The organism is Neobacillus mesonae (assembly GCF_001636315.1).
In the GTDB taxonomy this organism is placed as follows: Bacteria; Bacillota; Bacilli; order Bacillales; family Cytobacillaceae; genus Neobacillus; species Neobacillus mesonae.
Genome location: NZ_KV440949.1, coordinates 4,354,538 through 4,367,197, shown reverse-complemented (window position 1 = coordinate 4,367,197; position 12,660 = coordinate 4,354,538). Strand labels below are relative to the sequence as shown.

General features: G+C 38.9%; 11 protein-coding genes. 4 read left to right on the top strand and 7 right to left on the bottom strand.

What is annotated here, in order from left to right; translation table 11 throughout:
• Positions 1 to 157 precede the first annotated feature (157 nt).
• Complete coding sequence (locus tag A6749_RS20445) at positions 158 to 2,308, top strand: ATP-dependent Clp protease ATP-binding subunit (RefSeq protein ID WP_066395366.1); 2,151 nt, start codon at positions 158 to 160, stop codon at positions 2,306 to 2,308.
• A gap of 33 nt (positions 2,309 to 2,341) precedes the next feature.
• Here A6749_RS20445 and A6749_RS20440 read toward each other — a convergent pair whose 3' ends face one another.
• Complete coding sequence (locus A6749_RS20440; protein ID WP_066395364.1) at positions 2,342 to 4,036, bottom strand: M3 family oligoendopeptidase; 1,695 nt, start codon at positions 4,034 to 4,036, stop codon at positions 2,342 to 2,344.
• 104 nt (positions 4,037 to 4,140) lie between these two features.
• Positions 4,141 to 4,581 carry a MarR family winged helix-turn-helix transcriptional regulator gene (locus tag A6749_RS20435; protein WP_066395361.1) on the bottom strand — a complete coding sequence of 147 codons (441 nt, stop codon included), beginning with the start codon at positions 4,579 to 4,581 and terminating at the stop codon, positions 4,141 to 4,143.
• Between the two features lie 184 nt (positions 4,582 to 4,765).
• Here A6749_RS20435 and A6749_RS20430 point away from each other — a divergent pair, with 184 nt between their 5' ends.
• From A6749_RS20430 to A6749_RS20420, 3 genes are all read left to right on the top strand, one after another.
• Positions 4,766 to 6,277, top strand: coding sequence for a PAS domain-containing sensor histidine kinase (locus A6749_RS20430; RefSeq protein ID WP_066395358.1), 1,512 nt, complete (start codon positions 4,766 to 4,768; stop codon positions 6,275 to 6,277).
• A gap of 115 nt (positions 6,278 to 6,392) precedes the next feature.
• Complete coding sequence (locus A6749_RS20425) at positions 6,393 to 7,637, top strand: MFS transporter (protein ID WP_066395356.1); 1,245 nt, start codon at positions 6,393 to 6,395, stop codon at positions 7,635 to 7,637.
• 165 nt (positions 7,638 to 7,802) lie between these two features.
• Positions 7,803 to 8,150, top strand: coding sequence for a hypothetical protein (locus A6749_RS20420; RefSeq protein ID WP_153043043.1), 348 nt, complete (start codon positions 7,803 to 7,805; stop codon positions 8,148 to 8,150).
• Between the two features lie 152 nt (positions 8,151 to 8,302).
• On the opposite strand, the gene A6749_RS20415 is transcribed toward A6749_RS20420, so the two are convergent.
• The 5 genes from A6749_RS20415 to A6749_RS20395 form a co-directional block, all read right to left on the bottom strand.
• Complete coding sequence (locus tag A6749_RS20415; protein WP_066395350.1) at positions 8,303 to 8,587, bottom strand: ferredoxin family protein; 285 nt, start codon at positions 8,585 to 8,587, stop codon at positions 8,303 to 8,305.
• Complete coding sequence (locus tag A6749_RS20410) at positions 8,587 to 9,882, bottom strand: FAD-dependent oxidoreductase (protein ID WP_066395348.1); 1,296 nt, start codon at positions 9,880 to 9,882, stop codon at positions 8,587 to 8,589. Before A6749_RS20410 ends, A6749_RS20415 begins: the two co-directional genes overlap by 1 nt.
• Complete coding sequence (locus A6749_RS20405; protein WP_066395345.1) at positions 9,875 to 10,906, bottom strand: electron transfer flavoprotein subunit alpha/FixB family protein; 1,032 nt, start codon at positions 10,904 to 10,906, stop codon at positions 9,875 to 9,877. The genes A6749_RS20410 and A6749_RS20405 overlap by 8 nt, the downstream gene beginning before the upstream one ends.
• Before the next feature lie 44 nt (positions 10,907 to 10,950).
• A complete protein-coding gene (locus tag A6749_RS20400; protein WP_066395337.1) occupies positions 10,951 to 11,772 on the bottom strand; it encodes an electron transfer flavoprotein subunit beta/FixA family protein in 822 nt (273 codons plus the stop codon).
• A 518-nt stretch (positions 11,773 to 12,290) separates the two neighbouring features.
• A complete protein-coding gene (locus A6749_RS20395; RefSeq protein ID WP_084797917.1) occupies positions 12,291 to 12,533 on the bottom strand; it encodes an aspartyl-phosphate phosphatase Spo0E family protein in 243 nt (80 codons plus the stop codon).
• Positions 12,534 to 12,660: the final 127 nt, after the last annotated feature.

Here is a 12,660-nt window from a genome sequence, read left to right as displayed (position 1 = left end):
AAGGGACAAACAATGACGAGCATTTTTCCTTATTTGTTAACATTTACTTTAAACAAATATCTTGAAAGTCAAAGAAGGTCAGAGTATACTAAATTCGTAAGGTCAAAGTTAGTCAAAGTCAAATTGATAAAAGCTAATATCAAGGAGGTTATTTTATATGCTTTGTCAAAAATGTAATCAAAACCAAGCAAATGTACAATTAACCGTAAATGTAAATGGACAACGAAGAGATATTAAACTATGCCATACATGTTATGCTAAAGAAAAACAGTCGTTAAACTCAGGATTTGGTATGAAGATGGATCCATTTCAAGGATTTCCATTCGAAAACTTCTTTCATATAAATCAAGGTCAGAATATGACTGGTCAATTTGTTCCGGATACAGAACATAAGGCTCAAAGCGGCGGCGGTTTTATTGACCAATTCGGCCGTAACTTAACACATGCGGCAAAAGCCGGAATAATCGATCCTGTTATCGGCCGTGATGAGGAAGTAAAACGGGTTATTGAAATTTTGAATCGCCGCAACAAAAACAACCCTGTATTAATTGGTGAACCTGGTGTCGGAAAAACAGCGATTGCTGAAGGTCTTGCATTAAAAATAGCTGAAGGCGATGTACCAAACAAACTTCAAAATAAAGAGATCTATCTGCTCGATGTTGCTTCGCTCGTTGCTAACACCGGCATACGCGGGCAATTTGAAGAAAGAATGAAACAGCTGATTTCTGAATTACAGGAACGGAAAAATGTCATTCTCTTTATTGATGAAATTCACTTATTAGTAGGTGCAGGCTCTGCTGAAGGTTCAATGGATGCCGGAAACATCCTAAAACCCGCACTTGCCCGCGGTGAACTGCAGGTGGTTGGGGCCACAACCTTAAAAGAATATCGCCAAATTGAGAAGGATGCCGCATTGGAGCGCCGCTTCCAGCCAATTCAGGTATTAGAACCAAATACGGAGTCAGCAATTGAAATATTAAAAGGCATTCAGAAGAAATATGAAGATTATCACGATGTCTGTTACACAGACGAGGCAGTCCGCGCTTGTGTAACGCTATCAAAACGTTATATTCAAGACCGCTTCTTACCCGATAAAGCGATTGACCTACTCGATGAAGCCGGCTCAAAATTAAACCTTGCATCCGATTATAAGAGTAAGGACCAAATTGAAAGCCGCTTAAAAGAAATTGCATCTGAAAAAGAAGAAGCCCTTAAGAATGAACAATATGAAAAAGCGGCTAAGCTTCGTGATGAGGAAACAAAATTAGAAAAGGCATTAAACGATGATTTCAGTTCCGAAAGACCTGTTGTGACAGTTGACCATATCCAAGCAATCATTGAGCAAAAAACTGGTATACCGGTTGGTAAATTGCAGCAGGACGAACAGCTAAAAATAAAACATTTAGAAGAAAACTTAAACAAGAAAGTCATTGGTCAGGAAAAAGCGGTCCAAAAAATTGCTAAGGCCATACGCCGCAGCCGTGCCGGCTTAAAGGCAAAGAACCGTCCAATTGGTTCCTTCCTATTTGTCGGTCCAACAGGTGTTGGTAAAACCGAGCTTACTAAAACATTGGCTGAAGAACTATTTGGTACAAAAGATTCGATGATTCGTCTCGATATGAGCGAATACATGGAAAAACACAGTGTATCTAAATTAATCGGTGCACCTCCAGGATATGTCGGCTTTGATGAAGCAGGACAATTAACAGAAAGAGTACGCCGCAATCCATACAGTATTATTTTACTGGATGAAATTGAAAAGGCACATCCGGATGTACAGCATATGTTCCTGCAAATTCTTGAAGACGGCAGACTTACTGACAGCCAGGGCAGGGTCGTAAGCTTCAAAGACACAGTTATCATCATGACAAGTAATGCCGGTGTTTCATTTAAACCAATTCATGTCGGCTTTGGCACAAATGAAGCGGTTGAAGAAGCAAGTATTCTTGACTCCCTAGGCGGATTCTTTAAACCGGAATTTCTGAACCGATTCGATGGTATTATTGAATTTAAATCACTTGATAAAGAGCATATCTTAAGCATTGTTAACCTAATGATTAACGAATTGAAGGATACACTAAGGGAGCAAAATATTGAGTTAATGATTACAGATGAAGCTAAGGAAAAATTAGCTAAACTTGGCTACCATCCCGCATTTGGTGCCCGTCCGCTCCGCCGCGTTATTCAGGAGGAGCTTGAGGATCAAATTGCTGATTTTATTTTAGACCAGCCTTACACCAAGAATATTACGGCTATTGTAGAAAATGGTGAATTGAAAGTTACTGCCGAAGCAATAGCAGTACAGTAATAAGCAAAGCGAAGCCAAGCGGCTTCGCTTTTTTTATAGGTTCTTATCATCGATTGTATTCAGCCAATTTTCGATGACTCCAACAACCGATTCGACACAGCCATTTTCGAATGGTGAAATTAAATTAGCGGCTTCTGCAAGCTTTGTGAACGACATGCCGCCTCCAAGCCCACATAGCTTAACATAGTCGCTCCAAGCTTCTTCTTGATTCTCTCTGGAACGCTTCCAGAATTGGAAGGCACAAATTTGGGCAAGCGTATAATCAATATAATAGAATGGTGAATTATAAATATGTCCCTGACGCTGCCAGAACCCGCCGTTTTCTAGGTATTCAAAACCATCATAATCTTTATGCGGCAAATATTTTTGCTCGATTTCCCGCCATGCCTGCTTCCGCTCTTTTGGTGATGCTCCCGGATTTTCATATACCCAATGCTGGAATTCATCCACTGAAACACCGTACGGCAGGAATAATAGGGCATCACTTAAGTGTGAAAACTTATACTTATCTGTGTCCTCTTTAAAGAATAATTCCATCCATGGCCAAGTGAAAAATTCCATACTCATCGAATGAATTTCACAGGCTTCATAGGTTGGCCAATAATATTCCGGAATTTCAAAATGACGGCTTGAATACACCTGGAAAGCATGACCAGCTTCATGCGTTAAAACATCAATATCCCCCGAGGTTCCATTAAAGTTGGAAAAAATAAATGGCGCTTTATAGTTCTCAATATATGTACAATAACCACCGCTTGCTTTGCCTTTTTTCGCTACGAGATCCATCAGGTTATTTTCCTGCATAAACTTAAAAAATTCGCCCGTTTCTTTTGAAAGCTCCTCATACATTTGTTGCCCGTTCTCAATGATCCATTCCGGACTTCCCTTCGGAACGGCGTTACCAGTTAAGTAATTAAAGCTTTCATCATAATATTTTAATTGATCTAAACCTAAACGTTCCCGCTGCCGTTCTTTCAGCTTTGTTGCAATTGGAACAATAAAATCCTTTACCTGCTGGCGGAAGTTAGCTACCATTTCTGCATTGTAATCTGTCCGCATCATTCGATGATAACCAAGTTCAACAAAGTTTTTGTAACCTAGTGTATGTGCAATTTCTGTTCTTACCTTGACAAGCTCGTCATAAATCCTGTCGAGCTCCGCTTCATGCTCAGCAAAAAATCCGAATTTCGCTTCACTGGCTCTCTTGCGCATTTCACGATCCTTTGATTCAATAAAGGGATCTATTTGAGCCAGGGTTCTCTCCTCACCTTCAAACTCAATCTTGGCCGAAGCAATTAGTTTCGTATATTCTGTAACAAGACGATTTTCCTTCTGCAGCTGCGGTACAATTTCAGGTTTAAACGTTTTAAGCTGGCTTTCAGCTAACGCAAAAAGCTGAAGCCCCCATTTCATCTCTAGCTCTGAGCGGAATTTTGAATCAATCAGCGCTTGATAATACTTTGTTACCAGCCCTTCCACTTCCGGACCAAGCTCATCCATATAATCCTGCTCCGCCTTATAAAATTCGTCATTTGTATCAATAGAATGGCGGATACTACAAAGGGTAAACATAGTCCCAATATCATTTCTAATTTGATTGATTTCATTCATAACACTGCTTTGTTCATCGACAGAAGCAGCTTTTGAAAAACGGTCCAGTGCCGCTTCGAATTTTGCCGTTATTTCATCCAAATTAGGACGTACGTATGTATAATTTTCAAAACTCATATTTCTAAGCCCCTTTCAAATTTTTTCTAATTTTTCAATCTATCTTATTATATACTAACCTAATATAGTCCTTACAACAAAAAAAATACGACCAGATGGCCGTATTAGAATTTCCCTGCAGGAATTCCCAATTTTTTTAATAAGTCTATAGCTGCTGTCTTTTCTGAGTCAGTGAGACTTGACATGAGCTGATCAATTTGTCGTGCATGTTCAGGAAAAATATCCTGAATTAATGTTTTTCCCTCATCAGAAATTTGCGCATAAATAACTCTTCGATCTTTTGGACAGGCAACCCTTTTTAATAGTCCTTTTTGTTCAAGCTTATCAACTACATAAGTAATACTGCCGCTGGCAAGCAATATTTTCGCACCTATTTGCTGCAAAGGCTGATCCCCTTTATGGTATAAAAGCTCCAATACAGCAAATTCAGTAGGATTTAACCCTTTTGCCTGAATAGATTTATTCACATGCTCATTTATTGCTTTATAAGCCCTAGAAAGGACAATAAATAGTTTTAAAGATGTTGCTGTTGAATCCTTTTCCATATTAACGCATCCTTTAAGATTATTAAAACATTTACCACAATTAAAACATTGCAATTATCTCGATTTCAAAGTTATTATAAAAAATTTCGACCTTCCTGTCAATTTAAGATGGAAAAAAGAAGGAACTGAACATTTTCATGTTGTATAATAAATTTTAATATAAACTATCATTTGAGGTATAGGCATGAAAATTCATAAAGGTAACATTTTCATTTACTTCGTGGTTGTAATTGTCCCCGTCATTCTATTAGGCTTATATTTTTATAATCAAATTTTAAAAGAAAATGACATAAAAAGAAAAGATGATGCACTTTGGATTGCCTCAATCTATCAAAAGAACTGGGACCAGTTTATTGGTGAAACACTGACGAGCTTGAAAATCCTTTCTTTTTCAGCTAATGAAAATTTAGATACACCTGAAAAAATGGAACCGCTGCTGCGCCAAGTAAATCGGAATGACCCGCGATACGGCGGTCTCTTTTTACTGGATTATAACGGGAAATTACTGAGCGGAACTGCTTCATTGCACAATAAGGATGCATTCCCCGAAAAAACTCTTATTAAAGAAGTGATTAAGACAAAAGATATTATTATTTCCAGTCATGTAGAAATTTTAAAAAACAACCAAAGAATTATTAGTTTGGCGACACCGGTATTAAATGATGAGCGTAAATTAATAGGGATTTTCATTGCCGACTTACGAATCGATTATATGGAAAATCTGATGAAGGTGCTGACGCCCGATACAAAGCTTTATGTGGTGAATGAAAATACCATTCTGCTTAAAATGAATGTCAATGACAAGGAACTGAAGAGAAACGATCAATGGGTTTCATACCCAATGGACAAATTACCATGGAATATTAAGGTGAAAATTGCTGATCGGGCTGTAAAAGAGATTGCTAAAAATCTTGGTCAAACGTTATTTATCCTGCTTATTGTTACTCATGTTCTCTTTCTTCTAATTGAATACATTTTATTGCGAATTCGGACGTTAAAGGAACGCAAGGAAAACGAGGTTCAAAAACTGGAGTTAGTTGGAACCTTGGCTGCAAGCACCGCCCATGAAATTCGAAACCCATTAACCGGGGTAAAAGGTCTTATTCAATTATTAAGTGAAAAATATACGGATAAAGAAGATCGCTATTATTTTGATGTTATAAATTCAGAATTAAAAAGAATTAATGAAATTGTCGGCGAATTCTTAGTTCTTGGTAAACCTACAGCACAGCATCTTGAGGCAGTCAATATTACAGATACACTGCTTGAACTTAAACCGCTGATTATTTCTGAAGGAAATGCCCATAATGTTGAATGTGTATGGCAGATTACCCATGAACCGGTCATTGTAAAATGTGTCAAAGACCAAATAAAACAGGTTATTCTAAACCTAACCAGAAATGCCTTTGATTCTTTTGAAATTAGTGGAACTATCCAAATCAAATTATATCTATCTTATGACCAATGCAAGCTCGAAATCCTCGATAACGGGAAAGGAATTCCTGAAGAAGCTTTGGAAAAAATCTTCCGTCCATTCTACACTTCAAAAGAAACAGGTACCGGGCTTGGACTAGTCATTTGCAGGCGGATTATAAATTCCTTTGAAGGAACAATTAAAATTTATAGTAAGGAATCAATTGGAACAAGCGTTGTCATTACCTTACCGCTTGCCAATAAAAAACGGGATCGATCCTAAATCGGTACCGTTTTTTATTTCCAGTTCCGAAATAAATATTTCTCAATTAAGCATTATGGTAGTAATATATAGTAAGAGAAAATTCAGGTATATATTTGAAGAAAAGGAGACTACTATGAGTCAACAAGCAATTTTACCTAGACAGCAAGCTTCCAATACATCCGAAGCAACCCTTTACAAAATTCTCTTCGTTATTGGGCTGTGCCATTTATTGAATGATGCAATACAAGCAGTTGTACCAGCAATGTTCCCTATTCTGGAAAAGTCGATGGGATTATCTTTTACCCAGCTGGGAATTATAGCATTTGCCCTTAATATGGTTTCCTCCGTGATGCAGCCTGTTGTTGGGATCTTCACTGATAAAAAACCACTGCCTTTCGCCTTGCCAATCGGGCTCAGCTTTACCTTTATCGGGGTATTGGGGATCGGCTTTGCGCCTAATTTTGGAATGATTGTCATCTCCGTACTATTTATTGGAATAGGATCGGCCGTTTTCCATCCCGAAGGTTCAAGGGTTGCATATATGGCCGCAGGAAACCGAAGGGGACTGGCACAATCGATTTATCAAGTCGGCGGGAATACCGGCCAGGCATTGGCCCCATTGATTACAGCTCTCATTTTTGTACCATTAGGGCAAATCGGGGCATCATGGTTTTCAATTGTTGCTGCTCTTGCTGTTTTATTATTAATCTACATTGCCAAATGGTACAGCGAAAGATTAAGGGCTAACCCGGTAATGGTTAAGAAAAAGAATGTCGGCGCGTCTCATGAAAAGGGGTTATCCAAGGAAATAAAAAAAGCTTTAGTGTTAATTTTATTATTAATCTTTGCAAGGTCTTGGTATATTTCCGGAATGACCAATTTCTATGCTTTTTATGGAATTAAGGAATATGCCCTAACGATCAAGCAATCCCAGCTTTTTTTATTTGCCTTTTTAGTTTCGGGAGCATTTGGAACATTCTTTGGCGGTCCGCTGGCAGACAAATTCGGAAAGAAAAAGGTAATTTCATTTTCGATGCTTGGGACTCTTCCTTTATCAATGCTGCTTCCTAATGTTTCACCTGTTACAGCATTTATCCTTCTCGTTCTCACAGGGTTTATCCTAATGACTAGCTTTTCGGTGACTGTCGTGTATGCGCAAGAATTAGTGCCAGGAAAAATCGGCACTATGTCAGGACTGACCGTCGGGCTTGCGTTCGGAATGGGCGCTATTGGTTCAGTAGGACTTGGGGTTATTGCGGATTTAATCGGTCTTCAGACGATGATTACCTGGCTTGGAGTTTTACCAATCCTAGGTTTAACAGCTTTTCTGCTTCCTTCCGACCAAAAAGTTTGGGAATGGAATAATAAAAAATCATGACGATAGATGGAGGCACAACGCCTTCATCTTTTTTACTTAATGCATAATTTTTGTCAATTTTATGAAAATTACTCTATTTTTCAAAAAATTTTAACATTTATCACTCAAAAAACTTTAAAAGTTTCATATAATAAATGTATCAACATAAATAAGGGAGGAAATAAAATGAGAACCCCGAATTATCACGATTTTTATCAAATGGCATTAATACCAATTGGCAATAGAGACCTTACAGCCCTCCAAGAATCTCAAACATTTATCCTGGAATACCCATTTACACATTGGCTGATTGCTGTGGAAGGTGTGCAGCTCCCTCAAGCTAAAATCTATTTTCATTGGAAAGTAAGTATATACCCGGCCACAAGTGATGGTAATTTTAACTGGAAAGTACCTTATTATTGTTCTGTAAATATGGAAGTTATCGATCATGCCATTTCGCTTGGTTCATCGTTTGTTTCCTTCGCTAAAAAAGATGCTCTTACTGAAGCCACATTGTTAGAAAAAATAAGTTAATCCTCAACATCAATTCCTTCTGCTTCACCTTCTTTTTACAATCCCTTGTGAAAAAACATACATATATTGTTTTCTAATAATGATTTATTAAAATTATTAATAAAAAAGTGTTGTTTGCTATCATAATACGCAAACAACACTTTTTTTATTTTCTATGCTAACCTAAATACAATTCCGTGTCCGCCTTTTGGATATTCCCATTTAATATTCTGGTACGGACAGCCGATTCGGCAGCTGCCGCATTCGTGGCAGCCCTCATAACCAACCTGCATCCTCGTTCCTTCCCATTTGTACACCTCGGCAGGGCAAAAGACGGTGCAGATTTTATCCGGGCATTGGGTCATGCAAATGTCATGGTCAAGTACGGTCAAATGGGACTTTGTATCACACTTGAATCTTAGAAGATACTGTTTTTCTTCAATATTCTTCGTTGACATTATTTCACCGCCTTCCAAGCACGATAAATATCTTGTAATACCCTGAGTGTTCCTCTTTCAGCAGTCATACTCTTAATGATTTCCTTTTGTTTATCGCGTTTTGGTGTTCCGTCGACTGTAAAGAATTTACTTGCCGCTTGATTCATCATCGGCACATACTCTTTAAAGTATTGAGGATATTTTTCAAAGGTATGGGCCGCATCCTTATATTTCTCTAAATCTTTTATTATAAAGCTATTATATAAGGCTTCGCGATAACTATTTAAACTAGTCTCGCTATAGTTGCCTCGCTTCTTCGCTTCAATGACGGCCTCAGCAGCTAAAAGACCTGAATGCATCGCCATGTTCGATCCCTCACGGTGAATCGCATTAACCAGCTGAGCCGCATCTCCTACTACGAGAACGCCATTTCCAGCCACTTTCGGAACCGAGCGAAAGCCTCCTTCTGGGATAAGGTGGGCGAGATACTCGGCTGATTCCCCCCCGTCAATTAACGGCTTTACCATCGGATGATTTTTCAGATAATCCAACAGCTCATACGGCTTCAATTTGGCCTTAATCATACTTGATAGGGTCGTGCCAACACCAATGTTTAGACTTTCTTTATTCGTATAAAGAAATGCTGTGCCTAGGTTCCCTTTTGTAGAGTCGCCAAAAATTTCAATTGTACAGCCTTGATTATCTTGAAGATTAAAACGGTCATTAATTTTATCTTTTGGTAAATTAATTACTTCCATTACTGTCAACGCAACTTCATCAGGGCGAAATTCCTTATGGAAGCCTAATTGCTTTGATAAAAGCGAGTTAACCCCATCGGCAAGAACAACAACATCTGCATAAACTTCGCCGTCAGGGCGGTCCGTACGAACTCCGACAACCTTCCCGTTTTCGACGATACACTCGGTAACAACAGTTTCATTAATCAACAGCGCGCCAGCCTCAACTGCTTTCTGAGCAAACCATTGATCAAATTTCGCCCGCAGCACAGTGAAATTGTTATACGGCTCTACAGCCCATTCAAGTCCTTTATAACCGAATGACAAAACAGATTCTTTATCCATCATCCAGAAACGCTGCTCTATTACCGGCCTTTCCAGGGGTGCTTCCTTCCAAAATTCAGGAATAAGTTCCTCCATTTGCTGGCGGTATAATACACCGCCCATTACGTTCTTAGCCCCAGGATATTCTCCTCTTTCAATAAGTAAAACAGTTAATCCGTTCCTTGCACAAGTTAAGGCACACGATGTACCTGCGGGGCCGGCTCCAACGATAATTACATCAAACTTTTCAGGCATAGCTTACTTCACCGCCTTTTTCTGTCCTCAAGCTTTTAAATTGTTCGATAAGTTTAGGTACTATTTCCATTGCGTCGCCTACAATCCCGAATGTTGCGACATCAAATATCGGTGCATTGGGATCTTTATTAATGGCAATGATCAGCTCGGAATTCTTCATCCCCACAACATGCTGAATAGCTCCCGATACCCCGATGGCAAAATAAATCTTAGGTGTAACCGTTTCACCTGTCTGACCGATTTGCTGTTCATGCGGCAGCCACCCTGCCTCCACCACATCACGTGTACCGCCAACGGCCGCGCCTATCGTTTCAGCCAATTCATGGATTAATTGGAAATTTTGCAAATCGCCCATGCCTTTTCCACCACATATTATGACATGTGCATCTGCTAAATTCGTCTTTTTTGTTACATCATTCACAATTTGTAGTACTTTTGTACGCATATCTTCTTCTTTTAAGGATATTTTCTCTTCAATAATTTGACCTGTTCGGCTTGAATCAGGCACTAACGCTTTCATCACTTTTGGTCTAACAGTGGCCATTTGCGGACGATGCTTTTTACAAAGAATCGTGGCCATGATATTGCCCCCGAATGCAGGCCGGCTTGCCTCCAGCAAGCGATTGCTTTCATCCGCGTCCAGCATTGTCGTATCAGCGGTAAGACCGGTATTTAAATCGGTTGCAACCGCGCTGGCGAGGTCTTTCCCATTAGGCGTCGCACCGTATAGGATAATTTCCGGCTTGTAGTTTTGCGCTAAGCTGATGACACCCTTCATATAAGACTCTGTCCGATAATGTTTTAATACCGGATGATCTATCACATATACTTGATCAGCCCCGTAAGCTATTAATTGATTTGCTAAAGCTTTTATCCCATCGCCAAGTAAAAAGCCAGCCAAAGGAACCTCTAATTTATCAGCAAGCTTTCTTCCGGCACCCAGCAATTCTAATGAGACCCCTTCGATTTTTCCATCGTTTTGTTCAATAAATACCCAAACTCCACGGTAATCGTCTAAGTTCATGTGTACCCCTCCCTAAAAAGACAAGCTCATTAATTTTCACAGTTTTATTTTGACTGTAAGGTAAATAGGTCTTTTTTCTCTTTCAAGATTTCCATTAGCTGGCTAACCTGCTCGGCGGAAGAGCCTTCGACCTTTTTACCGCCTTCTGGCCGTGGAGGTGTAAACATTTTACCAACAATGGTTGGTGAGCCCTTTAACCCTAGCTGAGACAGATCAACATTTTCTAAATCATTTACCGTCCAGATAATAGGATCGTATCTTGCGGCTTTAACCATATTTGGCATCGGTGAATATTCAATTTCATTTATTTCTTTTTCAACCGTTAATAAGCAAGGCAGTTCGGACTGAATTAATTCATACCCGCTGGTGAGTTTTCGTTTGATTAGAACCGTTTTCTCCTGCTGATTCACTTCCGTTACTTCTATAACACTTGTAATCGGCGGAATATCCAGCCGGCGGGCAATTCCTGGTCCAACTTGTCCTGTATCCCCATCAATGGCGTGCTTTCCGCAAATAATCATATCAACAGGAAGGTCTTTACCTATCCTTTCAAGCGCTTTTGATAGAGCGTAGCTTGTGGCAAGTGTATCAGCACCCGCAAATGCGCGGTCTGAAATTAAATATCCTCTATCGGCACCAATTTCAATGCTTTTTTTGATTACTGCCGTTGCCTGCGGCGGTCCCATTGATAATACGGAGATTGTACCGCCGGTTTCTTCCTTAATTTTAACAGCCTCCTGAACAGCATGTGCATCATAAGGATTTAAAATAGCAGGAGCACTTCGGCGGTCGAGCGTGTTGGTTTTGGGATTAATTTTAATAATTTTTGTGTCTGGTACTTGTTTAACACATACGACAATGTGCATGTAGGACTTCCCTCCCCCAAAGGATCTTAGAATGTTGTAAGCGTTTGCCTTGCTTGGTTATAGAAAATGCTTTTATTAACGATATATGAATCGCCATATAAGCATAGACCAACAGGAAAAGATTTCTTTACATAAAAATAAAAATTACGCAAAAATGAGACAGTATAATGACCTTAAAAAAAGATTTTGGACTTTTGATACAGTATGTATGACAAAGGAGCAAGAATTATTATTTTGGAGCATGCTTAAATTGTGATGTGAAAATTGAGATACTATTAATATAACTATATGAAATATTGGGATATAAACAATGATAAAAATCACAGTAGTGTTTATAAGTGGAGAAAATGACATTTTTGTGAATGGAGGTTTATGATTTACATATTGATCACTGCAGAATTGTAATAACAGCAAGAGACCCTCAAACAATTTAATATAAAATGGATCAGAAGGCCTCTTTGCTGCTCCCAAAGCCTAAGAAATGAGTGTTATTAATCTGTAAAGAAAGCTTAAATACGTTATACAAGAACTTTTGGCCAGATCATTATGGTTTGTTTAAAAGCCAGCCTTACCTCTTCACATGGTGAAGAAGCTTGTCCCATCATTCTATGGTATTCGTTAATCAGTTCGTCCAGTTCCTGACTATACCTGATGGTTTCATCACTGGTAAATCCAAATGTATTCGCACTTTTTATCATTAATTCTCTTTTGACCTTTATCTCTTCAATCATTTCAGTTTGACTATTACTGGATCCGTACACTTTTATCCCTACCTCTTAAGCTTCTACTTTTTTAGTGAAAAAATTAGACTACTTGAAGAATTATGACAGATTTTTTATAAAAGTAAATAGCTTCGCAAAAGTAGACAAAACATTCTATTTCTCTTGT

Bases quoted from the DNA above. Each gene is read 5' to 3' on its own strand.
- A6749_RS20440 (WP_066395364.1), bottom strand. From the start codon at position 4,036: ATGAGTTTTGAAAATTATACATACGTACGTCCTAATTTGGATGAAATA.
- A6749_RS20405 (WP_066395345.1), bottom strand. From the start codon at position 10,906: ATGAACTTAGACGATTACCGTGGAGTTTGGGTATTTATTGAACAAAAC.
- A6749_RS20420 (WP_153043043.1), top strand. From the start codon at position 7,803: ATGAGAACCCCGAATTATCACGATTTTTATCAAATGGCATTAATACCA.
- A6749_RS20425 (WP_066395356.1), top strand. From the start codon at position 6,393: ATGAGTCAACAAGCAATTTTACCTAGACAGCAAGCTTCCAATACATCC.
- A6749_RS20430 (WP_066395358.1), top strand. From the start codon at position 4,766: ATGAAAATTCATAAAGGTAACATTTTCATTTACTTCGTGGTTGTAATT.
- A6749_RS20410 (WP_066395348.1), bottom strand. From the start codon at position 9,882: ATGCCTGAAAAGTTTGATGTAATTATCGTTGGAGCCGGCCCCGCAGGT.
- A6749_RS20435 (WP_066395361.1), bottom strand. From the start codon at position 4,581: ATGGAAAAGGATTCAACAGCAACATCTTTAAAACTATTTATTGTCCTT.
- A6749_RS20445 (WP_066395366.1), top strand. From the start codon at position 158: ATGCTTTGTCAAAAATGTAATCAAAACCAAGCAAATGTACAATTAACC.
- A6749_RS20400 (WP_066395337.1), bottom strand. From the start codon at position 11,772: ATGCACATTGTCGTATGTGTTAAACAAGTACCAGACACAAAAATTATT.
- A6749_RS20415 (WP_066395350.1), bottom strand. From the start codon at position 8,587: ATGTCAACGAAGAATATTGAAGAAAAACAGTATCTTCTAAGATTCAAG.